Annotated in this window: 24 protein-coding genes and 2 tRNA genes; 1 reads left to right on the forward strand and 25 read right to left on the reverse strand. The window is 37.4% G+C overall.

The annotated features are described in order from the left end of the window. Positions 1–188 precede the first annotated feature (188 nt). From BJK46_RS10065 to BJK46_RS10150, 18 genes are all read right to left on the reverse strand, one after another. Positions 189–262, reverse strand: a tRNA-Gly gene (locus BJK46_RS10065). Between the two features lie 24 nt (positions 263–286). Beyond that, positions 287–369, reverse strand: a tRNA-Leu gene (locus BJK46_RS10070). A gap of 353 nt (positions 370–722) precedes the next feature. Continuing rightward, entirely contained in the window at positions 723–1175 is a 453-nt protein-coding gene (locus BJK46_RS10075) for a SprT family protein (protein ID WP_014613385.1), read from the reverse strand. Next, positions 1168–3318, reverse strand: a complete 2151-nt coding sequence (locus BJK46_RS10080; protein ID WP_063284941.1) for a Tex family protein — start codon at positions 3316–3318, stop codon at positions 1168–1170. The genes BJK46_RS10075 and BJK46_RS10080 overlap by 8 nt, the downstream gene beginning before the upstream one ends. A 279-nt stretch (positions 3319–3597) precedes the next feature. Next, positions 3598–4368 carry an RNA polymerase sigma factor SigB gene (gene sigB / locus BJK46_RS10085; RefSeq protein ID WP_015729428.1) on the reverse strand — a complete coding sequence of 257 codons (771 nt, stop codon included), beginning with the start codon at positions 4366–4368 and terminating at the stop codon, positions 3598–3600. Beyond that, a complete protein-coding gene (rsbW, locus tag BJK46_RS10090) occupies positions 4343–4822 on the reverse strand; it encodes an anti-sigma B factor RsbW (protein ID WP_031253870.1) in 480 nt (159 codons plus the stop codon). The genes sigB and rsbW overlap by 26 nt, the downstream gene beginning before the upstream one ends. Continuing rightward, positions 4822–5148 (reverse strand): anti-sigma factor antagonist, encoded by a 327-nt coding sequence (locus BJK46_RS10095; RefSeq protein ID WP_014613381.1) that lies wholly within the window; start codon positions 5146–5148, stop codon positions 4822–4824. Before BJK46_RS10095 ends, rsbW begins: the two co-directional genes overlap by 1 nt. Before the next feature lie 78 nt (positions 5149–5226). After that, a complete protein-coding gene (locus BJK46_RS10100; protein WP_014613380.1) occupies positions 5227–6231 on the reverse strand; it encodes a SpoIIE family protein phosphatase in 1005 nt (334 codons plus the stop codon). A 57-nt stretch (positions 6232–6288) separates the two neighbouring features. Beyond that, a complete protein-coding gene (locus tag BJK46_RS10105) occupies positions 6289–6642 on the reverse strand; it encodes a type II toxin-antitoxin system PemK/MazF family toxin (protein WP_014613379.1) in 354 nt (117 codons plus the stop codon). Further along, positions 6643–6813, reverse strand: a complete 171-nt coding sequence (mazE, locus tag BJK46_RS10110) for a type II toxin-antitoxin system antitoxin MazE (RefSeq protein WP_014613378.1) — start codon at positions 6811–6813, stop codon at positions 6643–6645. A gap of 84 nt (positions 6814–6897) precedes the next feature. Continuing rightward, on the reverse strand, positions 6898–8046 hold the full coding sequence (gene alr, locus BJK46_RS10115; RefSeq protein WP_014613377.1) for an alanine racemase: 1149 nt from the start codon (positions 8044–8046) through the stop codon (positions 6898–6900). 33 nt (positions 8047–8079) lie between these two features. Then, positions 8080–8430, reverse strand: coding sequence for a holo-ACP synthase (gene acpS, locus BJK46_RS10120; protein WP_037542556.1), 351 nt, complete (start codon positions 8428–8430; stop codon positions 8080–8082). Next, positions 8427–8945: a PH domain-containing protein gene (locus BJK46_RS10125; protein WP_014613375.1), complete on the reverse strand. Its 519-nt coding sequence runs from the start codon at positions 8943–8945 to the stop codon at positions 8427–8429. The genes acpS and BJK46_RS10125 overlap by 4 nt, the downstream gene beginning before the upstream one ends. After that, positions 8929–10458: a PH domain-containing protein gene (locus BJK46_RS10130; RefSeq protein ID WP_037542554.1), complete on the reverse strand. Its 1530-nt coding sequence runs from the start codon at positions 10456–10458 to the stop codon at positions 8929–8931. The genes BJK46_RS10125 and BJK46_RS10130 overlap by 17 nt, the downstream gene beginning before the upstream one ends. After that, entirely contained in the window at positions 10451–10924 is a 474-nt protein-coding gene (locus BJK46_RS10135; protein ID WP_037542551.1) for a PH domain-containing protein, read from the reverse strand. The genes BJK46_RS10130 and BJK46_RS10135 overlap by 8 nt, the downstream gene beginning before the upstream one ends. 239 nt (positions 10925–11163) lie before the next feature. Next, positions 11164–12651, reverse strand: coding sequence for a degradosome RNA helicase CshA (cshA, locus tag BJK46_RS10140; protein WP_014613372.1), 1488 nt, complete (start codon positions 12649–12651; stop codon positions 11164–11166). Positions 12652–12931: 280 nt separating this feature from the next. Next, positions 12932–14296: a UDP-N-acetylmuramoyl-tripeptide--D-alanyl-D-alanine ligase gene (locus BJK46_RS10145; RefSeq protein WP_014613371.1), complete on the reverse strand. Its 1365-nt coding sequence runs from the start codon at positions 14294–14296 to the stop codon at positions 12932–12934. A gap of 11 nt (positions 14297–14307) precedes the next feature. Further along, a complete protein-coding gene (locus BJK46_RS10150) occupies positions 14308–15378 on the reverse strand; it encodes a D-alanine--D-alanine ligase (RefSeq protein WP_014613370.1) in 1071 nt (356 codons plus the stop codon). Positions 15379–15531: 153 nt separating this feature from the next. Here BJK46_RS10150 and BJK46_RS10155 point away from each other — a divergent pair, with 153 nt between their 5' ends. Then, positions 15532–16740, forward strand: coding sequence for an FtsW/RodA/SpoVE family cell cycle protein (locus tag BJK46_RS10155; protein WP_014613369.1), 1209 nt, complete (start codon positions 15532–15534; stop codon positions 16738–16740). Positions 16741–16789: 49 nt separating this feature from the next. Here the strand turns inward: BJK46_RS10155 and BJK46_RS10160 are convergent, their stop codons facing one another. The 7 genes from BJK46_RS10160 to csoR form a co-directional block, all read right to left on the reverse strand. Continuing rightward, positions 16790–17518, reverse strand: coding sequence for a hypothetical protein (locus tag BJK46_RS10160; protein WP_037542547.1), 729 nt, complete (start codon positions 17516–17518; stop codon positions 16790–16792). Positions 17519–17538: 20 nt separating this feature from the next. Then, positions 17539–18903 (reverse strand): trypsin-like serine peptidase, encoded by a 1365-nt coding sequence (locus BJK46_RS10165; protein ID WP_037542545.1) that lies wholly within the window; start codon positions 18901–18903, stop codon positions 17539–17541. A gap of 915 nt (positions 18904–19818) precedes the next feature. Then, complete coding sequence (locus tag BJK46_RS12215; protein ID WP_014613367.1) at positions 19819–19965, reverse strand: Lmo0850 family protein; 147 nt, start codon at positions 19963–19965, stop codon at positions 19819–19821. A gap of 85 nt (positions 19966–20050) precedes the next feature. After that, positions 20051–22231, reverse strand: a complete 2181-nt coding sequence (locus BJK46_RS10175) for a heavy metal translocating P-type ATPase (protein ID WP_037542539.1) — start codon at positions 22229–22231, stop codon at positions 20051–20053. 100 nt (positions 22232–22331) lie between these two features. Beyond that, positions 22332–22538, reverse strand: a complete 207-nt coding sequence (locus BJK46_RS10180; RefSeq protein ID WP_014613365.1) for a cation transporter — start codon at positions 22536–22538, stop codon at positions 22332–22334. Between the two features lie 3 nt (positions 22539–22541). Beyond that, positions 22542–22763 carry a putative copper chaperone CsoZ gene (gene csoZ / locus BJK46_RS10185; protein WP_014613364.1) on the reverse strand — a complete coding sequence of 74 codons (222 nt, stop codon included), beginning with the start codon at positions 22761–22763 and terminating at the stop codon, positions 22542–22544. A gap of 12 nt (positions 22764–22775) precedes the next feature. Further along, a complete protein-coding gene (gene csoR / locus BJK46_RS10190; RefSeq protein ID WP_014613363.1) occupies positions 22776–23063 on the reverse strand; it encodes a copper-sensing transcriptional repressor CsoR in 288 nt (95 codons plus the stop codon). Positions 23064–23192 lie beyond the last annotated feature (129 nt).

The following is a 23192-nucleotide window of genomic DNA, read 5'->3' on the forward strand; positions in this document are numbered from 1 at the left end:
GTATTAGGCACGCCGCCAGCGTTCATCCTGAGCCAGGATCAAACTCTCCATAAAAGAAGTAAGCTTGATATAGCTCGTTGATTGTTTAAGTCAATCACTCTTGAAAGTACTTTTGAAGTACTCAAATTATTGGAATTAACGTTGACATATTGTCATTCAGTTTTCAATGTTCATTTCAATTTGTTTTATGGAGCGGGTGATGAGAATCGAACTCACAACATCAGCTTGGAAGGCTGAGGTTTTACCATTAAACTACACCCGCGTACTTAATTTAAGTGATGGTTGATGCGGCCGAGAGGACTTGAACCTCCACGGGATTTCTCCCACTAGGCCCTCAACCTAGCGCGTCTGCCATTCCGCCACGACCGCTTGGAACGATGTTTTCTTTTTTCAGAACAATAATTATTATATTATATCACATTAGTAGTGTCAACACTTTTTTAATATTTTTTTAATGTTTGTAATCTGTCTTTAACATTCACTTTTTGCGACGAATTTTAGAATACAACATTTCGTCATCATTGTCAAACATCATTTTGAACTGCTTACAACTTTTTTTGACGACTTTGTCATTATAATCAGGCACACAAATAATGTCAATACATATCTCCCTATTTTTCTAACTTTTGGTTCTCATAAAGCACATATTACAAAAATAAAATCAATCATTAAAAAGGCACTATCGCTCATATTCTTCAGTCAGCATATAGTGCCTCAACAACTTATAAATACCTTTTCAACTTTAATTGCCCTCCACATCGACCACACCGCATCTTAACAACATTAACTTTTCTAATGCGAACATAACTACTATGGCACCTTTGGCATTCATATTCATAGTTCGCTCTTGATGTATAACTTTCAGTCGGTTGGCAAAATCTAGGCGCACCTACTTTTTCAGCTAATACTTTAAAATCTCTATCTTTATGTTGATGCCCTCTACCACTCAAATGCAAAAAGTAGTGACACAATTCATGTTTAATAATATCAACAAGTGCTTGCTCACCAAAATGTTCATATTGCTTAGGATTAATTTCAATATCATGTGAAGATAACATATAACGTCCACCCGTTGTACGTAAACGACGATTAAAGTAAATACGATGTTTAAAAGGGAGTCCAAAATGTTCCATTGCAAGTTGTTCAGTGAGTTGCTGCAAAGATTCATTATTCATTTGGATCAATCATTGTCAGAGCAACTTTCCCTTTATTTTCATCAATATTTTCAATCCACACTTCTACAATGTCTCCAACGCTGACAATGTCCATCGGGTGTTTGATAAACTTTTTAGCAAGTTTTGAAATGTGTACTAAACCGTCTTGCTTAATGCCGATGTCGACAAAAGCACCGAAATCAACAACATTTCGCACTGTTCCATTCAATTTCATACCTTTTGATAAATCCTCTATCGACAATACATCTGACTTTAATTCAGGTGTTTCATAATCATCACGAGGATCTCGGTTTGGTGCGATTAATGACTTCACGATGTCTTCTAACGTAGGGACACCGATGTTTAACTTCGTCGCATAACTTGCTATATTCAATGTTGATAAAACCTTTGCTAATTCAGATGTGCCAATATCTGTAATTTTGAGTTCTAAACTTTCTAATAATTGATAAGTCGCATCATAACTTTCTGGATGAATTGCTGTATTGTCTAACGGTTCTTTACCATTCACAATACGTAAAAATCCGATACTTTGTTCGAACGTTTTCGCACCTAATCGTTTAACCTTATTCAGTTGACGATGATGAGTAATGGCCCCGTTTTCTTCACGATACAACACAATGTTATCAGCAATTTGTCGTGATAACCCTGACACGTGCTGAAGCAATGTACTCGAAGCCGTATTGACATCCACACCGACTTGGTTAACAGCAGTTTCAACTACAAAGTCAAGTGCAGCATCTAGCGCCTTTTGGTTCACGTCGTGTTGATATTGTCCGACACCGATCGACTTAGGATCAATTTTAACGAGTTCACTTAAAGGATCTTGTACACGTCTACCAATCGATACGGCACTACGCTCTTCCACTTGAAAATCAGGGAATTCAGTACGCGCAATCTCAGACGCCGAGTACACGGATGCCCCTGCCTCGTTCACAATAATATACTGGACATCGAGTGCATGGTCTTGAATCATACGTGCGACAAACTGTTCCGTTTCACGACTCGCTGTTCCATTTCCTATCGCAATTAAATTAATATCGAAGTCTTTCACCATTTTTAAGAAGACTTTTTCAGCTTCAGCCACTTTAGATACAGGTGGATGTGGGTACATGACGGATTTTTCGATAAATGTCCCATACGGATTAATGACTGCGAGTTTACAGCCAGTTCGAAAAGCTGGATCGACGCCTAAAATTTGCTTCCCTTTTAATGGTGGTTGTAACAACAGATTTTTCAAGTTTTCACTAAACAATGTAATCGCTTGTGCTTCTGCGCGCTCTGTTAAATCGGTTCTTATTTCACGTTCAATGGAAGGAAAAATTAAACGTTTCATCGCGTCATCAATCGCTTCGCCCACAATTGTTGATAATTCGTTGTGGCCTTTGACTTCTTGTTTTTTAATATTTTGTGCCAAAATCGCTTTGTCCATTTCAATTTTGACTTGCAATATTTTTTCATTTTCACCACGATTCATCGCTAAAATACGATGATTCGCAACTTGACGGAGAGGTTCTTGATAATCATAATACATTTCAAACACGGCTTTTTCATCCTCAGCCTTTTTCTTTTTCAGCGCTGTCATGAGCCCTTCTTTTTGCGTCAACTTTAAAATTTGCTTGCGATATTGTGGATGATCTGCAATTTTTTCAGCAATGATATCCTGCGCACCTTGAATCGCTTCTTCCACTGAGGTTACTTCATCAGTTAAAAACGTCTGCGCTTTCTCTCCTAAGTCAGCGTCTAACTTTTGTCTATAAATCCATTCTGCTAAAGGTTCGATGCCTTTACGTTTCGCCTCTGTTGCACGGGTCTTTTTCTTTTGCTTATAGGGACGATACAAATCTTCCACACGTTGCAATTTTGTTTGCTGTTGAATGTCACGTCGAAGCTCATCCGTTAGCAAACCCTGTTGCTCAATACTATGTATCACTTCATCTTTTCGCTTTTGCAACTGTTCCATATAGTGATATTCATCAGCAATTTGTTTGATTTCGACTTCATCTAAACCGCCCGTCACTTCTTTACGGTAACGTGCAATAAAAGGCACAGTATTTTTTTCTTCTAATAATTTCAGAACCGCTTCAATATGTTTAACTGGATATTGATATTGGTTATGTATTGCTTGTACAAAATGATTTGTCAAAAGTATTCACCGCTTTCTCAATCTTTTCTTCTACATTTTAACACGTATCTCTAAAAGTATGTCAGCGAGCACGTAAGACGCATGTGTATCATAGCTCATAAAAACCATGCTAATGCAACTTTTATCAATCCTGGAAAGCTCCATATCTATTCTACTTCACAGATAAAATGATTAGATGTTCCTCACTATGTTTGAAATCAAGCCACAGATGACAAAATTCAAGTTGCCATAAACACAAAAAGGACCGGAACCCAACATCCCAATCCTTTTATCGTACCACTATTTTCTCGCAGCCTCCTGCAATTTCTTAATAGCTGTTCTTTGTAATCGCGAGACATGCATCTGACTTAATCCGATACGTTCTCCCGTTTCTTTTTGACTCAATCCGTCGATAAATGTACATTGAATAATTTCTCTTTCACGATCTGTTAAAATAGGAAGTATCCGTTCTAATATCATTCGCTTCTCAGTCAACTCGTAATTGTCATCGTGTTGCCCCATAATATCTAACAAAGTCACTGTAGAGCCATCTTTATCCGCTTCAATAGAATGGTCGACACTTAAAGCGTTATAACTTTGTCCCATTTCCATTGCTTCTAACACATCTTCATCCGAAACTTCAAGACGTTCCGCAATTTCGCTGATTGACGGTGAACGTCCTAATTCATTTGTTAGCTCATCGCTCACTTTTTTGATTCTCGGCCCTATTTCTTTAATTCTACGTGGGACGTGGACACTCCATGTTTTATCCCTTAAGTAGCGCTTAATTTCACCTATGACAGTGGGGACTAAAAAAGCTTCGAATTTTCTATCAAATGATAAATCAAATCGATTAATCGCACCAATCAGTCCTACCATACCAACCTGTACTAAATCTTCGTGATGTGATTGACCTTTTGAGTATTTATAAGCTAAGGATTCGATCAGTTTTTCATAATGTTTCACAAGTTTTTCTTGTGCTTCATGATCCTCATCATTCTGATACGCTTGAATCCATTGGTTGATTTGTTCAGGTGAAACAGCACTAGCTGATTTCGACTCTTTCGTCATTATTTCGCACCTGCTCTTTTTTGATATACTTAATCATACTAATTGTAACACCTGTATCTTTATCGACCGTTACTTCATCCATTAAAGATTCGATTAAGAATAAACCGAGTCCCCCTTCTCTCAAGAAATCAATACTTTCATTTTCTTGATAAGGGCCTAGTTTTTGTTTTGTTTCTTGATAATTAAAACTATCACCTTGATCAGACACTACAATTTTAATGCGATCTGATGCGAGTTCAAAACAGACGTGAATGTAGCCTCGTTCTTCTTTATCTTTATAAGCATGTTTCACAGCATTCGTCACCGCTTCACTCACAGCAATTTTAGCGTCTTCAATGTCATCATAATGCGCACCGGCACGTGTAAACACACCCGATAAAGTCAAACGAATTAAACTGACATACTCAGCAGAAGCAGGAAGTCGCATTTCAATGATATCGTTGGATTGCATCATCATTCGACCTCCGTTCCTTCGTTGACATGCATCAAATCATTCAGGCCTGTAATTTCAAACAACCTTTTAATACGATCATTCACACCTAGAATGTATAATTCTTTTTCGTGCTGATTTAACGCTTTTAAAGTTCCAACAAATAGTCCTAAACCTGTTGAGTCCATATAGTTTAACTTCTCCAAATTAACATAAATATCGTGCGTCCCTGCTTGACGTATAGGAACGAGCACTTTTTCAAGTTCCGGTACTGTGGCAACATCTAGTTCACCGGCTACTGCGACATCATAATGTGTTTCATGCTTTTCAGTTTCTATATTAAGGTTCATTATTGATTACACTCCTACTTTATTCTCTACTTGTTCATTTTACCCATTTCAATACATCATTAATCTCATTTTTCAACTTTAGTGCACGCGCTTAATAATTAAAATGGTTAAATCATCTCGTTTGCCTTTTTTTTGCAGTCTCAGTAATTCTTCATATAAGAGTTGAACGATATCTTGTGGATGTAATTGCTTGTATGCAAGTATAAAATTAAGTAAATAACGAGTATCAATAAACTCACCGTTTTCTTTTCGAATTTCGGTTACACCATCTGTAAAAACGATAATCATATCATCAATGTTAATGGCTATTTCTTGTTGTTGATATCTTACATGTGGGCTTACACCTAATACACGACCTCGAACTTTGATTTCTTCAAATGTGTCAGATTCCGCTCTGAAAATATAACCCGGTTCATGCCCTGCCGAACTACAGTAAAGAACATGATTAATCTCTTCATAAAGTCCATAAAACATGGTTACAAACATATTTTGATTGATATTTTTTTCTACGACGCGATTTAAACGCTTCAAACCATCGTTAGGGAGTTGAGAATGGCCGTACGAATCCATGCCAAACTTAATCATACTCATGGCTAATGCAGCTGGAATCCCTTTACCAATGACGTCCGCAACCGCAAAACTCATCGTGCCATCTTTATGATCAATTAAGTTAAAATAATCGCCACTCACATGTTGAGCCGCAACAGAAATGACACCGATTTGGATACCGTCAAACTGTGGGATATTTGTTTTTAACATCGTTTGTTGTAAACGTGAAGCGACGTCCAATTCCTTATCATGGACTTCAACACGGTCAACCAATGCTTTATAGTCTTCATAATCGTAACCAAAGCTACCAATAACCGCTCTTAAAATATCTAAAATCGCAATCATGTCTTCACGTGACAGCTCATACTTCTGAACGTATTTTCTATGTATATCTACAAATTCTTCTGGCAATAATGCATCATCAGATAAATTTTCAGAAAAAGAATGCGCTTGATTGAGAACACTGGCTTTACTTTCACTTTGCAAAAATTGATCAACAAGTTGAAAGTATCGCGATTCATTCTGATTTGTCATTAAACGTTCTCCTTCCACTTAAAACTGTAAAAGGCTTTAGGAGCGTTATCCTAAAGCCTATTTATGATGATTCATGTGCAGTCCTAAACTAATACCAATCGCATTGTTAACTTCTTTCATCTTCTTCTCAGACAAAAACGTTAACTTTTCTTTTAATCGTTTCTTATCGACTGTTCGAATTTGTTCTAGTAAAATAACAGAATCTTTATCGAGCTTATATTTATTTTTTTCGATTTCGACATGCGTTGGTATCTTTGCCTTATTAATCCGACCAGTAATTGCGGCTACAATCACAGTGGGACTATACTTATTACCAGTGTCATTTTGGATAATGACAACGGGCCTTACTCCCCCCTGTTCAGAGCCCTGTACTGGTGATAAATCTGCTAAATAAACGTCTCCGCGCTTCATTTAGTCTTCCTTGTAATCAGTTGTCAAGTGTGATTCATTACAATCGCAAGCTTCACATTCAACTGGATACGCCTCAGTGGCTAGGGAGAGATTTAAATCTGCCATCTGTACATAACCTTCTTTTAACGACTGTTCTAAATTTTTAAATCTTGTTTGATTGAATGCTGACATAAATAGGACCTCCATATCAATACAACACATTAAAAACTCTTTTTATTATGTCCATCATAACAAAAACAGAGCGGAATCACCATACTATTTTAACAATTCGTTGGATATTTCAACCATTTCTTGTACAAAATACACACGCGGCACTCTTCTTCCGATATTACATAACACTTCATAATTAATCGTTTGTTGTTGTGCTGCAAGGCTTTCTACAGATTGTGACGTATGGGCTTGATCATCAATTAAAATGACCTCCTCTCCCATTTGCACTGTTGCTGGCACACGAATGGCTGTACGGTCCATGCTCACCCGACCAACAATTTCACATTCCGTGGTGCCAATTCTAACATTCGCGCCTTGCATCGAACGTAAATAGCCGTCCGCATAACCAATCGGCAATAATGCAATCGTCATATCTTCAGGTGCCGTGTAAGTTTGACCGTATCCGACCGTTTCACCTTTAATGAGTGATTTCACTTCCATCACTTCTGTAACGAGTTGAACAGCTGGTGCTAATTGTGCAGTTGCAATTTTTTCAATGAACGCTGATGGATAGTAACCGTATAACGCAATACCTGGTCTGAATGCATTACATAATGACGGATTAAAGCGTAACGTTCCCGCAGAATTTTGCATATGAATGTACGTAGGATGCTCTGTACTTTCGATAATTTCTTCAAAGCGTTCATATTGCAAGTGTGCAGAATCATTGTCCTCATCAGCGGAATGAAAATGTGAGAAAGCGCCTTCAAAGACGAGATTTTCATGCGCATGAATGAAGTTGATAATATCATGATACGCTTCAATATCTTTCACACCAAGTCGATTCATGCCTGTATCCACTTTAATATGTAACCATAACGTCTTTTCATTATCTTCGTCAATTTCTGCAGTCGCCGCTTCTAACCATGCTCTTGAAGGAACTGTAACAGCAACACGGTGCTGAATGGCTTTATTAATGGCATCAGGTGGAATGCTAGATAAAATCAAAATTTTCTCTTTTATACCGTGCATTCTTAACTCAATCGCTTCATCCAGAGTGGCCACACAGAAAAATTCCGCACCTAATTGACTTAAATGTTGGGCAATTTGGATACTCCCTAAACCGTATGCATTCGCTTTTACGACAGGCATCATCGTTTTATTCGGTTGTAATTTCGTTAATGCATAATAATTCTCTGTAATCGCATCTAAATTCACTTTCATCGTGGTGGTGCGATAATATTTTTCTGACATGATTGTCATCCTTCCTCTTTCTATATTCGTCCATTATTGTTCTAAAATCACTTGTGCTGCTGCATAATGTTCTGTATGTGTAATGGAAACATGTACATGGTAACCTGCCATCTGAATCGTAGGCTTGCCGCGTGCATCGTTTTCACAATGAATTTGTTTAAACGTAATTTTTTTGCCAATTCCCGTACCTAACGCTTTACTGAATGCCTCTTTGACTGCAAATCGTCCGGCTAAAAATTCGATACGGCGACGTTCAGTCGTATAATTGTGATAACGTTCGAGCTCTTGTTCTGATAAAATGCGTTCTGGAAAGCGGGGTTGACGCTGTACAGTGTCCATAATCCGTGCTATTTCAACTAAATCGAGTCCTACACCATATATCATAAAGGTCCCTCTTCTTTTTCGTCTTGTTCTACTATCGGCTTTGCTTCTGATATTGGTACTTTCGCATCCTTGTTTTTTATAAATGCCATCACTTTTTGAGCAGTTGCTTTATCGATCAACGTTACATCGACATTACCTCCAGCTGTGGAAAGTGTTAATGTCGCTAACTGATATTTTCGCATCAACCATCCTTCTTTAAAATCGACGTTTTGAATTCTGAAAGTTGGAATACGTGTTTGTTTAATCATGATAAACCCTTTTCGTACTGTAACGATATGTGAATCATATGTGTAGCCAAATGTTCGATATTTATAAATTGGTTTAAGCCACACATCGATAATAAGTTGGAGAAGCAGTACGATGGCCAATATGATGATCAGTGCTATCACGAATCGATCCCAAGCTAAGAAATAACCTAATACGATAGCACCAATGAACAATAGCGCGATGATGGCTGACATGATTAACGCAGCGATACGCATCACTTTAAGGCCACTTTCACTCATCTTTTCCATTGATATCTCCACCTCCTAAATACCATTGCTTGTTACGTGTAACTTTGGACTGATGTTCAAAACGCAACCCAAAATCTTTAGAAACTGAACCACTTGCGATCGTAAAATCAAAATGTACTAATTGTTTCTGTTGCATCAAAGGGTGTGCAGTTTGTTGGAAACCTAAAATTTTATCCTTTTTAAAAGTCGTCGTTTTAAAACCAAACCATGTCACCTTTCGAATCGATACTTCTTCATCAGTCAACCCTGAACCTGACATACGCGTCGCAATCACACTATGAATAATCAAATACAAAATAATGACTGCGATTGGTATCCATATCCACACCCACCAATAATAATGAATGAGTGCACCGATACCGATTAAAATGACTGACGGTATCCAAAAACGGCGATGAAAACCTTGCCAAGGTAGGCCAGTTTCAACCGGTTGAAACGAATAAATTGGTAGAAGAGATGCCAAAATTTTCGTACCTTCTCGTTGTTTAATGAACGGCAACACCATAATTTCACCTGACGCAAAATCATCCTCTATATCGACTTCCATATCACTTGTAATAATAAAATGATATGACGTAAAGCCAAACAAATGTCTAAAAAAGGATTTCTTTTCTTGGACCGCTTGTAATTTAGCGATGGGCAGCGATAAGTTTGTCACCTTTAATAAGCCATAACGGATTTTTAAAAAGTCACCTGAACGTGTTAAAGTGAATCGATAATACCTCACCATTGTAATGATGACGCCTATAATATAAGCGATTACAAGAATCCCAATTACTAATGTAATGACTAACGCCACTAAATTCTTAATCCAACTCTCAACTTGACCGAAAATGCCTTCCCACGGGATAATATCTTCAAAAGCAGTGACTATCGGACCTACTGTTGCTAATGTAACAAAAACTGCACCACTCGTCATTGCCATTAATAATAAATTTTGGGTAGATAATTGATAAATCATCTCTGTAGGTGCATTTGTTTTAATGATAGGTGGCGCTTCATAGTGTTCGTCTGTAGCGATACTTGAATGCTCGGACTGCATCTGTCTTCCATCTTCACTTTCAATTCTCGATTTGGCTTTCTCTATCTCTTCTTGAATCCATTGACTCTGCCTTTTCGTCACCATATTTAAATCAATACCGTCACTAGGTGTTTTGATTGTGAGTTTCACACCGCCTACTAATTGATGCACAATCGGTTGTACAGTGTCCATGGATTGAATACGACGAATATTAAGTTCTTTTTGCTTCAAGTTAAACAAGCCACTTTTCACGATAAAATAATCGCCTTCAATCCAGTAGCGTGTGCGATAGATTTCAATCGTCCGGTTAATAAAAACGAGAGTAAACGATAGTGCGATAAAACTTGGCCATTTATAATTGGTCCAATCTGTAAAATCAAAGCTATCGAGTTGAAACAATACAAATATGATAACAAAAAGAAAGTTACTTTTTACTGCTTCAATAATACTTAAAACGTACGAAATAGGGTGCAACCTTTGAGGACTATACATCGCTGTCACCCCCTTTTAGTTGCGTAAGACAGAATGATTCAATCTCTGTAATCGTGTCGTCATAAAGTAACGGCAACACTAACTCATGTCCAGCTGTATAAAAAGACAATCGATTCAGTTGAAACCGTCTCATCAATGGCCCCGCTTTCCGTCTCACATACTGGATACGCTCGATTTGAATCACTTCATTGCGTTTAAACCACCAGTTCTTTTGTATTTCAATATAACTGTCCGTCACGCGATAATGATAGTAACGATAAAGGAGTATTGGGTGAATCAAATAATATAAAATATCAATCAGTACGAGTCCGATGAAAATATAAGTCCCGTAAAATGGCATATCATTGTAAAACCATACAGTGACTGCAGCGGATAAGATGATTAAAGTTACGATGAATTGACAGAAATACCATAACTTTAAATACCGGCGTGCACGTTCGGGACTTTGAGTAAATTCAAGTTGCATGATGACAGTCACTCCCTAGTAAATTTAGGATTATTATATCATAAACTTTTTTCATTCTGATAGTTCGATATGGTGGCGTTAGACAAAATTCATTTTAGCCACGATACGCTGTAGTTAAAGATTTACCTTAATTTAGACTCGGAACTTATGCGTCACCCTTAAACAGCATCAAAAAAGCAGCACGTACATCTCCATTGAAATGCACTATGCTGCTAATTATTTAAGTGGTTGAACGCTAATTATTTTTGATGATCCGCAAATGTGCGTCCTTTTTTCACTTTTGTTTCTCTTTTATGTTTGAAGTTGCCTTTTTTATTACCACTTGGCTTATGGTTACGTCCTGCTTTTGAATGACGTTTGTTGTTGCCACCTTTACGATTGCCTTTTGGTGAACGACCATTTTTACGCGCCAACGGTTTTTCAAATGTTAATTGTACATCGACTTCATCATTAGATTCCACTAATTCTTGTAATAACGCTGTTACAAGCTCAGTTTGATCATATGTTTCAAGAAGTTGTTTCGCGATGTTTTCTACACGTGGTTCTTTCGCAGCGTCCATCCAACTTTGAACTTTGCTCTTAATTTCATCTTCACGTGCTTTTAAAACTTCTTTACGATGTGGCGGTCTTAACGCGCGCATTTGGCGACGGTTCGTTTGCTCGATTTGACGGATATAATCCATTTCAATTGGATTAACGAATGTCACGGCGATACCATGTTTGCCTGCACGACCTGTACGCCCAATACGGTGTGTATAACTTTCTGTATCTTGAGGAATATCAAAGTTATAAACATGACTCACACCTGAAATGTCTAATCCTCTAGCCGCTACGTCTGTCGCAACTAAAATATCGATTTGGTCGTTTTTGAACTTTTTCAATACTTCCAAACGTTTCGCCTGTGTGATATCACCGTGTAAACCTTCAGCTTTGTAACCTTTTGAAAGTAACGCACTAGTTAACTCATCGACACGGCGTTTTGTACGACCGAACACAATCGCTAACTCAGGTTGGTGTACATCTAAGAAATTCGTAAAGGTATCGAATTTTTCAAGTTCTTTAACGATAGTATAATATTCATCAATTTGTGGGTCAGAAATTTCATTATTCATCGTTTTAATGATACGTGGCGATTTCATAAATTTTTGTACTAATTCTTGAATCGCTTTTGGCATTGTTGCCGAGAATAACATCGTTTGACGATTTTCTGATGGCAATTTATCCATAATATAACGCATATCGTCAATGAAGCCCATGTTCATCATTTCGTCCGCTTCATCTAAAATTAACGTTTCGATTTGTTGTGGTTTTAATGTACGGCGATTAAGGTGGTCAATCACACGACCTGGTGTACCTACTACGATTTGTGGTCCGCGTTTTAATGATTTGATTTGACGGTCGATTGGCATACCACCAAATACAGTCACGACTTGGACTTTTTGACCACGGCTGAATTCACGTAATTGTTCAGCTACTTGCATCGCTAATTCACGTGTAGGTGCTAAAATTAAAGCACGCACGCCTTCTTTTCCAACAACTTTTTCGATCAATGGAATACCAAAGGCACCTGTTTTTCCTGTTCCGGTCTGCGCTTGACCTAGGATATCAATGTTTTCGAGTGCGAATGGGATACTATCTTTTTGAATAGGGGTCGGCTCCGTAAATCCCATTGCCTCGAGGGTTTCAGCTGTACGTTCTGAAACGCCTAATTCTGTAAATTTTTGCAAAGTAATTCTCCTTTTTTGAATCATCATTCTTCTATATTTTGTCAAATAAGTTTAATCTAACTTCTACATATTACCATTTTCGTCACAATACCGCAATAAACGAAAGTTCACTATCATTTAAATTCTTATATATTCTCTATGCTTTGAATTCATATCACTACAGAGTTTAGGCCCCGTTTACGCATCTCAAAATAATGATTTTTAATGCGTTCATTTTATTTTTTAAAATTAAAAATGGAACAAAGACAGTGATGATTCACGCTCTGTTCCAAACTTGATGCTATTTTGCTTCTACGAGTGCCTCGACAACTTCTTCTAAATGCATACCTCGAGACGCTTTAACGAGGACGACACTATGTTGTTCGACGATAGACGTCAAATAACGCATCAACTTATCTTTTTGATCAAAATGAATCGCCTCATTCACGTACGCCTTGCCCTTTTCATGAATGGCCATCGCTCCTTCACCGAACGTATACAGTTGATGAATACCTTTATTTTCAAGGTAAGCCCCAACACTCTCATGCAATTGACGCGATTGTTCACCCAATTCGAGTACATCACCGAGCACGAGGATGGTCTCTCCTTTCATATGACTCAATGTATCAATCGCAGCCTTCATACTCGTCGGGCTTGCATTATACGCATCATTAATGACCATCGCACCATTCGGCGCCATAAACTTCTGCATGCGCATATCTGTCAGCTTGAGCGACGTTAATTGCTGTTGAATTTGTTCATCTGTTAAACCCATGATTCGGCCCACTGCAATTGCAATCGTTGCATTACGCATATTATGTTCACCTAAAATAGGAATCGTGTAGGTCACGTCATCATTCACTGTGAACGTAATGCCCTCTTCAAGATGAGACACCATTTGACATTGCATATCATTCTTAGCTGACAAACCAACACTCACTTGATGTGCAGATGTTAACGTCTCTACATGCGGTTTTAACAATGGTTCGTCTCCATCATAAATGAAATAACCTTCTGATTTTAAACCTGACACAATTTCAAACTTCGCTTTGGCAATCCCTTCTCTTGATCCTAAATCTTGCATATGGGATTCGCCGATATTCGTAATCACCGCAAAATCCGGTTGTGCAATGTTAGACAGTAACTCAATCTCATGAAAACCTGACATGCCCATTTCTAAAATTGAAACTTCCGTATCTTCGTTCAACTCTAAAATTGTTAACGGCATGCCGATTTCGTTATTGTAATTGCCTTGCGTTTTTTGTACACGGAACTTTCCAGATAAGACATTTTCTAACATATCTTTTGTCGTCGTCTTTCCGTTTGAACCTGTGACAGCAATCACTGTTGGCGCCACATGTTGTAAATACGCCTTTGCCAACTGTTGCAGTGCAGTCAATGTGTTTTCTACAAAAACGACTGGTCCGTTCGTTGGTGCTGTCAATGTACTATCTCGTTGGAAAAACGTCGCACCTGCCCCATCGTTCAATGCTTGTTCACTGTACTGATGACCGTCAACATTTTCACCTTTAAAAGGAATAAATAACTGCCCATGTTGAATATGTCTTGAATCAATTGTGACACCCTTAATTTCAACGTCTAAGTATTGCGCATCAATATCACAGTCTATCCACTCTGCAAGTTGTTTCAACGTTATATTTATCATAGTCAAAACTCCTAATCGATTCGGTGTTTATTTTTTTGCTTATCTTCGTAACGTGCCTTCGCAAGATCAATTAACTTTGTAATCAATTCTGAATAAGAAACACCCATATTTTCCCATAATTTTGGATACATACTATAAGCTGTAAATCCTGGCATCGCATTCGTTTCATTAATGTAGATTTGGTTGTCTGCTGTCACGAAAAAGTCTGCACGTAACAATCCAGAACAGTCCGTCGCTTTAAATGCTTCCACAGCCATGTTACGGAGCGTCATTTGTACGTCTTGATCAAGGTCAGCTGGAATTGCGAGCTTCACTTTGCCATCTTTATATTTTGATTTATAGTCGTAAAATGCGACATCTTTCACAACTTCACCAGGCCATGTCGTTTCAGGGTAGTCATTGCCTAACACTGCCACTTCGATTTCACGCGCATCCACCCCTTGTTCAATGACAAGTTTACGGTCGAACTGAAACGCTTCTTCAATCCCTTTAATCAAGGCAGCTTCATCTTCACATTTACTAATCCCGACACTTGAACCTAAATTTGCCGGTTTAACGAACACTGGGAATGCTAACTTGTCATGCACGAGTTTAATAATATTTTTGCGATATTTTTCGTATTCACTTCTTAAAAAGCTCACATATGGTAATTGTGGTAAACCGCGATGTGCAAATAATTGTTTCATCACTAATTTATCCATTGAACTTGATGCCGCTAACACCCCATTACCTACATATGGAATGTCTAATACTTCGAACAGCCCTTGAATCGTCCCATCTTCACCATTAGGTCCATGTAATAATGGGAATACCGCATCATAACGGCCACCTTGACTACTTTGTGTTAACATCGCTGAAATATCACTCGTCGGTACGTCATCAATGCGTAACGCTTCAACATCAGTAATATCTTCGGTAATATTGTCCATTTTTTTCCATTGACCATCATTAGTGATATAAATAATATCGATGTGGTAACGCGCTTTATCAATTGCATTTAATACATTTTGTGCGGTTAAAATTGACACATCATGTTCGGCACTTTTACCACCATAAATGATACATAATGCTTCTTTCGACATAACTCCGCCTCCATAATTTTTATCTAACCTCCATATTACCACGACTCTTATTTGTATTGCATTTATTTTCCGAGAATATTAGCAATTTGATTACAACTTATGTAAAATCGGTATATAATGACAATATAGAATTTATGTGTAAAGGAGATTGGCATGGTATCCTCTCGTCAACTAACGCAGAAGTCGTTTTTGCGCCGCTTAGATTGGCCACTCATCGCACTGATTATAATCCTTTGTATCATTAGTGTTACGACGATCCATTCGGCAATGGGTGGCGGTCAATATAGCCTTGATTTCGGTGTCAGACAGATTTTTTATTACATACTAGGTGCAATCATTGCGTTCATGATTATGCTGTTTTCACCTAAAAAGATTCGCAATTACACTTATACGGTATACATTATTTTTAATATTTTACTATTTGGATTAATACTCCTACCAGAATCTTCCATTACACCTGTGATTAACGGGGCAAAAAGTTGGTATCGTTTCGGTCCAATCAGTATTCAACCTTCAGAATTCATGAAAATTGTACTCATTCTTGTCATTTCAAAGGTTGTCGCACAACATAATCGTTTCACCTTCAATAAATCATTTCAAACAGACGTCATGTTATTACTGAAAATTGCAGGTGTGAGCTTCGTTCCAATTGCATTAATTTTATTACAAAATGACTTAGGAACAACACTCGTCTTTTTAGCGATTATTGCAGGTATCGTGATTGTAAGTGGTGTCACATGGAAAATTTTAGCCCCTTTATTTGGTAGCGCAATCGTTCTAGGTGGCAGCTTAATCTTGTCTATTATTTATAAACCGAGCTTGATTGAAAATGTAGCCGGTATTAAAACGTATCAATTAGGACGTATCAACTCTTGGCTCGATCCGTACGCATACAGTTCTGGCGATGGATTCCATTTAACAGAGTCGTTAAAAGCTATTGGTTCTGGTCAGCTCATCGGAAAAGGATTAAATAACGGCGAAGTTTATATTCCTGAAAATCATACAGACTTTATTTTTTCAGTTATTGGAGAAGAATTCGGCTTTTTAGGCTCAGTCATCTTATTAGGTGTCTTTTTATTATTACTCCTTCACTTAATTCGTATGGCAATGAATTCCGATGATCTGTTCAACAAATCGTTTATTATCGGTTTTATTAGTTTATTGTTGTTCCATATTTTTCAAAACATTGGCATGACGATTCAACTTTTACCGATTACAGGGATTCCATTACCCTTTATAAGTTACGGTGGGAGTTCGCTCTGGAGTCTCATGTCAGGCGTCGGTGTGTTGTTGAGCATTCATTATCATACACCGAAAAAGTATAACGATGAAGCAACTACACAAAAACGTACAACATCATAAAAAGAAAGAGGCTGAGGAACAAAATGTTTCCCCAACCTCTTTTTAATTATTAATTTGTTTTGCGTCGTCGTGTAAAGAACGCGATGACACCTAATGCGATCATTGAAAGTGCAAGTGCTGTTTGACTGATTGCATTCACTTGTGATTCCCCTGCTGCTGGTAACATTTTGGCTGCTTTATCTTGTTGTTTCGCTGGTGCTACTTTTGCAGTCGCCATCTTTTTATCTGCTTTTGGTTGTGCAGTTTGTGTTGTCACGTCTTTTTTCTTCATATCTTGGGCTGACGCTCCCGAAGATTTTGTTACTTTGTGGTCATCATTAGATTTTGCGTCTCCCGTACCATCCGTATGTTTAGTAGCTGGTCCTATTAATGCTGGTGGTTCAATTTGTAAATCACTCGGTACCGTATCTTGATCATCTGCCGGTGTATCAACCAAATCTTTCATCGCATTTGGATCTTCAATTTTTAAAACATCAAAATGTGGATTTGTATTCGGTTCTGTAATCGATCCATCTTTATTCAATACACCGTACGGCACTGCGCCTTCTGGTGGATTCGTTGCCATACGTTTTAAATACGCAGCATCATCTTCGCCTTCTAGATGCGGGTAAATGCAAGTCGGTTTATGGATTATCGGTGTCACTTCTTTTTTCGCCTCATCCTTAACCATCACATTCGGAGCATCTGTAGCACCCTTTTCCGCCGCTTGCGTGTCATGCGCATAAACTTGTGTCGCCGCTGTAGCAATCAAACCTGTAACAACTAATTTTTTTAACATGTGAGTTCATCCCTTTAAAATTATTTTTTCACTGTAACTGAGCGCGTATTAATATAACCCATCCACTTATTTTTATTATCATATAGCGAAAAATACTTCTGACCATTTGGGTGATAATATTCATACTTTGCAGTGTATTCCTTACCAAACTTAATGTTTTTCAAATCTGCTTTTTTACTAAAGTCTAAACTTCTCCAAACAGCAAACTTCCCTTTATTTATGATGATATTCTTATTGTATTTGTGTGCATTTGGAGCTTTAAGAAAAGTTACAGATTGGCTATTAATATATCCAACCCATTTATTTTCAGAATTGTATAATGAGTAATATTTTTGACCATTTGGATGATTATATACGTACTTTGCTTCATATGCATCACCTTTTTTAATTTTTTTAGAATCTTTACTCATTGAAAATTCTAAATTAGACCAAAGTTTAATATTCTTTTTATCTATTTGCACAAATTTTCCAAAATGATGTGCAACAGGTGTTCCCATCCAATGTTTAATGTAGTCTATTTTTAAAGCATTAAGCCTCACTCCACCGTTATAATCCGAAGCACCAAATGTATGAACGGCAATGATTTTATTTTGTTTATTTCGCACACTACTACCACTTTGTCCAAAAAATGTATCTAAATAATAATACAAAATATTATCAGTTATTTTTTTGAGATTACCATTGGATTTATACTGTACTTCTCCTGATTTATCTCCAGGAAAGCCAGATGTTTCAATTTCCTCATCTTTACTTATTTTTGATGTTAGACCTAATGTTCCAGTTTTCTTTCCTAATTTAGAGTCTAATTTAATAATTGCTAAATCATAATCTTGATTAGATGAATCCTTCCATTTTTTAAAGGTTAATATTTTCTTTGATTTTGCTTTACCTATTGTATACTTGGATCCCTTTTTACCTGCATAAACAGTAACTTCAGCAGCCCATCCTAATTTAGAAGAGTACACATTATGGGCTGCAGTCAGTACAGTATCCTCACCAATCATTGTTCCAGAACCACTATAAACATTTCCATCAGAAAATGTCATATTTAAAAGTACAACTTGCTTATATGGTGAAGATAAATAATTATCTACTACTTTTCTCTGATCTTTTCCAAAAATTCTTTCATTAGTATTACCATACATATATTCAATAGGCAAAACTTTGCTTTGGTCTATTTCCATATTACCTGAAATAGGTTCTTCTGTTGCTTCAATTGGTAATACTTCTGAGTTTATTGATGATGTTTCAGGATATTCTTGATTCTCAACTATTCCATCACTAGCAACATAAGCCTCTTCAGCCAAAGCGACAGATTTATAGTTAATCAATGAAAACAACATTAAAACAGAGCTTAATAATACAAAACTAAATTTGACTTTCAATTTCTATCACCCACCTATTTTTAACATAAACTACAATTTTTACTCCTTTCTTTATAATTAGTCACAGTGTTCTAAGCATTGACAAAACACGAGAGATCTATCTTATTCAATTATACATAACAAACGATATTACATTCAACAACACTTTAAATGTTTTATATTTAGATTTCCTTTAATTTAATTTTTATATATTATTTATTCTGAGCCCTTCATATAATTCGTATGTATTATCAATAAAAATACTAAGCATATATTTTAGAATTAGATTTAAGCACAAAGTAATTTATATTTTATCTCTAGTACTAATTCTTGTATAAAAGCAATACGTTCAGAAATTTATAATCTTCACCATTATGCAGCTTTCATAAGTAAAACTATCCCACTAAAAACCATTCAATCCTCCTTAAAATTAATTACTATTGTCAACCGCTGATTCGTTTTAGATTCAATCGATAGAACACATCAATTTATACCAAAAACATATAAACTTATATATTAAGATTTTGATGTTCATATCGCTACATCTCCCTTGTTTTTTCACCATGATGTACACTTCGATTTTGTCATCGGGTTCTCTCTTAAACTTATATTGATTTTGGATTGCGGAACTGGCCGAGACTCCTGAGGGATCAGACGTAGCCGAAAATCCAATTCGGCCACCATCCAGTGTTCTCTCCAATCAAGCCGAATTTAGTTGAGGCAAGTCCCCTAGGAAAGCAAGGCCAAAGAGGAGCAATCAACAAAATCAATAATATTTCTATAACTCCCCCGATTACAAAATCGAAGATACTCAACGAAGTGTTTAAAAGGTAGAGTTGATATTTAGCTAAGTGTTTAAAAAGGTAAAGTTTAAAAATCTGAAAAAAAGCACCTAGACGTGACATCAGTCAACATCTAAGTGCTTCTCAAACATACTTAATAAGGTTTCAATTTCTCAGTTGCAGGATTAGGTTTGGGTAATGATCGCATAATATCTAATCGGGGCTTCGTTTTTTTCACCTTCACACCGATTGAAGATAACATTTGGACCACATTTTGAAGCTTATCATTCTTTTTCGCCATTTGATCACCCCGTATTCTGCTATCTACTCCTTTATCTTACCCTAAATTGTAGCGCTTTACTACACCAAATTGTAAATTGATAAAATTATTTTTTCACATTTTTTAATCGCAAGGCATTTAATACAACTGAAACTGAACTAAATGCCATCGCTGTACCTGCAACCCAAGGTGCTAAAAAGCCTGCTGCAGCAATAGGGATACCAATCAAATTATAACAAAAGGCGAAAAATAAGTTTTGTTTAATATTTTTAATCGTAAGGCGACTAAGTTGAAGTGCATCGGCAATACCGTCCAAATGATTACGTACAAGCGCAATGTCTGCGGATTCTAATGCGATGTCTGAGCCAGAACCCATTGCGACGCCGATATCACTTTTCATTAGTGCTGGTGCATCATTAATGCCATCACCGACCATCATGACACGTTTTCCTTCGTTTTGGAGTTCAGTAACGACTTTAGATTTTTCATCTGGTTTCACTTCTGCGATGACACGTGTAAAGCCGAGTTCACGACCGATTGCTTGCGCTGTCTGTTTACTATCTCCACTCAACATCACTAAGTCGTAATTTTTGTTTAACGTTTCAATGACTGCTTTCGCTTCTGCTTTTGGATCATCTCTCACACCGATGATTGCGACGAGTGTTTCATTAATTGTCATACCAACCACTGTTGCGCCCTGTTCTGCCACCGAATGTATTCTATCTTGTTGTTCTTGAGTTAAGTCGTTGTTTGTAACGAAACGAATGGAACCGATACGCACACGGTTGTCGTCAATAACACCTGAAATACCACTTCCTGCATGTGTCTCATATTGCGAAACAGTGTGGACCGCTTCGTCACTATAATAATCGACTAACGCTTTAGACAGTGGATGCTCTGATTGCATTTCCAGACTTTTAACATAAGCGCCAATAGTTGGTTCTTCCGTTTCATGGTACACGTGCACGACTTTAGGTTCGCCGTTCGTAATTGTACCAGTTTTATCAAAGACAATCGTATCGACATGTTGGGCTTGTTCTAATGCTTCTGCTGTTTTAAATAAAATACCAGATTCTGCTGCACGACCTGACCCAACCATAATCGAAGTCGGTGTCGCAAGTCCTAGAGCACAAGGACAGGCAATGACGATGACAGCGATGAAAATTTCAAATGCTGCCGTAAATTGAAACGGTGTGACAACGAAAAACCATACGATAAATGACAGTAATGCCAACACAACGACAGTCGGTACGAAAATATTTGAAATTTTGTCAGCTAACCGTTGAATTTGTGGTTTATCATTTTGCGCTTCTTCAACGACTTTAATAATTTGATTCAATACTAAATCTTCACCAACATGGGTCACTTGAAGTTTAATAAAATTCGTTTGGTTGATTGTACTTCCAATGACAGTATCGCCGATATTTTTTTCAACGGGCATACTTTCCCCTGTCAACATCGCTTCATTGACCGTTGTGGAACCTTCAATCACTTGACCGTCTAATGGAATTTGTTGACCACTTCTCACCCATACAATGTCACCTACACGGACATCATCAATCGCAATCATTTCAATCTTGCCATCACGTTCCACTTCCGCATCTTTCACTTGTAATGCAGCAAGTTTGCTAATCGCGTCACTCGCATGCCCTTTTGCACGCATTTCGAAATATTTACCTAATAAAATGAGTGTAATTAATACCGCACTCGTTTCAAAATAAAGTGGTACATGACCGCTATGGCCCAAATGTGTCAACATTAAATAAAGACTATAAAAGTAAGCCGCTGAAGTTCCCATCGCAACGAGAACGTCCATGTTCGCACTTTTACTTTTCAAAGATTTATAAGCACCGACATAAAATTGCCAGCCGAGTACAAATTGAATCGGCGTTGCTAATATAAATTGAAACCAGCCGTTCATTAAAAGTTCTGGAACTGGAATAAAACCTAAAAATGAAAAATGGCCGAACATCGTATACAGTAACGGTAATGCTAAAATGAGTGAAATAATGAATTTCCCTTTTTGTCGCTTCAATTCATCACTTTTTCGTTTAGCTGTTTCATCTTTCGTCTCCATTGGAAAAGCTTCATACCCGATTTTAGCGACACGTTCATAAATCTCTTCAATCGAAATCTGGCTCGGATCGTACTTCACTGTCCCATTTTCCATCACTAAGTTGACATTAATTTGGTCAATTCCCGCTTCACGCTGGAGCACCCGTTCAATACGTGCTGAACAGGCGGCACATGTCATACCTGTAATTTTGAAAGTTTCTTCTTGAGTCATTATGTCATCTCCTATACCTATAGAGGGTATATTTTAAATACGAAATGAGGGCTTACCTCTCATCTCTTCAATGAAAAACTAAGCCCTGATTGCTGTTAAATTATGATATAACGTCATACCCTTGATCGTAAATACGTTGTTTCACATCTGCTAATGCACTGTCATCTGTTACTTCTACTTCTACTCTGTTGTCAGCTGGAAATGCTTCAACGTGGGTCACATGCGCATTTTCTTTCACTGCACCTTCAACTGCTGCTTTACAATGCGCACAAGTCATACCTTCTACTTCAATCATATGTTTTGCCATCAGTTACACTCCTTTATGTGATTGGATAACAGGAAATCCTGCATCATAAATTTCTTTTTCTATCGTGTTCAAATTTGCTGGCGTGTCATAAGTGAGCGTCAACGATTGTGTTGCCACATCAATAGCAACAGACTCGACACCAATTAAACGAAGCAAACGATCAGATAGCTGTTGTTGCTGTGCTTCAGTTGTCAGTTGTGTTACTTTAACATAACCATTTTCCATAATTGTACCTCACTAATCTTTCATGAGTTTTTGAAATGTTACTAATAACTCTTCCATCGCTTCGTCTTGGTGTCCCGCGTCAATCTTATGCTTGATGCATCCTTTCATATGATGATCTAACAGACGCGACGCCACACTGTTTAAAGCCGAACGTGTCGCTCTAATTTGCGTCAACACGTCATCACAATAGACATCTTCGTCAATCATTCGGTTGATTGCTTTCACTTGGCCTTCAATACGATTCAAACGCGACTTCAAGTTACGTTTAATTTCTTCAGAATGATGTGCTTGTTCAGTCATGTCACATCCCCCAGATTCATTTTGATATTATTATGATATACCCTGTATAGGTATATGTCAATGCGTAAAATTCCTCTATTTTATAGAACATGATACAATAAAAGCACTTCACGAAAAAGGAGATAAAAG

This window comes from Staphylococcus pseudintermedius, assembly GCF_001792775.2.
In the GTDB taxonomy this organism is placed as follows: Bacteria; Bacillota; Bacilli; order Staphylococcales; family Staphylococcaceae; genus Staphylococcus; species Staphylococcus pseudintermedius.

What these genes read in the sequence shown, in the direction of transcription:
- BJK46_RS10175 (WP_037542539.1), bottom strand. Translation starts at nt 22,231, where the DNA reads ATGACTCAAGAAGAAACTTTCAAAATTACAGGTATGACATGTGCCGCC.
- BJK46_RS10100 (WP_014613380.1), bottom strand. Translation starts at nt 6,231, where the DNA reads ATGACAAATCAGAATGAATCGCGATACTTTCAACTTGTTGATCAATTT.
- BJK46_RS10095 (WP_014613381.1), bottom strand. Translation starts at nt 5,148, where the DNA reads ATGAACCTTAATATAGAAACTGAAAAGCATGAAACACATTATGATGTC.
- alr (WP_014613377.1), bottom strand. Translation starts at nt 8,046, where the DNA reads ATGTCAGAAAAATATTATCGCACCACCACGATGAAAGTGAATTTAGAT.
- csoR (WP_014613363.1), bottom strand. Translation starts at nt 23,063, where the DNA reads ATGACTGAACAAGCACATCATTCTGAAGAAATTAAACGTAACTTGAAG.
- BJK46_RS10160 (WP_037542547.1), bottom strand. Translation starts at nt 17,518, where the DNA reads ATGTTAAAAAAATTAGTTGTTACAGGTTTGATTGCTACAGCGGCGACA.
- acpS (WP_037542556.1), bottom strand. Translation starts at nt 8,430, where the DNA reads ATGATATATGGTGTAGGACTCGATTTAGTTGAAATAGCACGGATTATG.
- BJK46_RS10135 (WP_037542551.1), bottom strand. Translation starts at nt 10,924, where the DNA reads ATGCAACTTGAATTTACTCAAAGTCCCGAACGTGCACGCCGGTATTTA.
- BJK46_RS10105 (WP_014613379.1), bottom strand. Translation starts at nt 6,642, where the DNA reads ATGAAGCGCGGAGACGTTTATTTAGCAGATTTATCACCAGTACAGGGC.
- mazE (WP_014613378.1), bottom strand. Translation starts at nt 6,813, where the DNA reads ATGTCAGCATTCAATCAAACAAGATTTAAAAATTTAGAACAGTCGTTA.
- csoZ (WP_014613364.1), bottom strand. Translation starts at nt 22,763, where the DNA reads ATGGAAAATGGTTATGTTAAAGTAACACAACTGACAACTGAAGCACAG.
- BJK46_RS10155 (WP_014613369.1), top strand. Translation starts at nt 15,532, where the DNA reads ATGGTATCCTCTCGTCAACTAACGCAGAAGTCGTTTTTGCGCCGCTTA.
- BJK46_RS10130 (WP_037542554.1), bottom strand. Translation starts at nt 10,458, where the DNA reads ATGTATAGTCCTCAAAGGTTGCACCCTATTTCGTACGTTTTAAGTATT.
- BJK46_RS10150 (WP_014613370.1), bottom strand. Translation starts at nt 15,378, where the DNA reads ATGTCGAAAGAAGCATTATGTATCATTTATGGTGGTAAAAGTGCCGAA.
- BJK46_RS10125 (WP_014613375.1), bottom strand. Translation starts at nt 8,945, where the DNA reads ATGGAAAAGATGAGTGAAAGTGGCCTTAAAGTGATGCGTATCGCTGCG.
- BJK46_RS10075 (WP_014613385.1), bottom strand. Translation starts at nt 1,175, where the DNA reads ATGAATAATGAATCTTTGCAGCAACTCACTGAACAACTTGCAATGGAA.
- BJK46_RS10145 (WP_014613371.1), bottom strand. Translation starts at nt 14,296, where the DNA reads ATGATAAATATAACGTTGAAACAACTTGCAGAGTGGATAGACTGTGAT.
- BJK46_RS10180 (WP_014613365.1), bottom strand. Translation starts at nt 22,538, where the DNA reads ATGGCAAAACATATGATTGAAGTAGAAGGTATGACTTGTGCGCATTGT.
- rsbW (WP_031253870.1), bottom strand. Translation starts at nt 4,822, where the DNA reads ATGATGCAATCCAACGATATCATTGAAATGCGACTTCCTGCTTCTGCT.
- sigB (WP_015729428.1), bottom strand. Translation starts at nt 4,368, where the DNA reads ATGACGAAAGAGTCGAAATCAGCTAGTGCTGTTTCACCTGAACAAATC.
- BJK46_RS12215 (WP_014613367.1), bottom strand. Translation starts at nt 19,965, where the DNA reads ATGGCGAAAAAGAATGATAAGCTTCAAAATGTGGTCCAAATGTTATCT.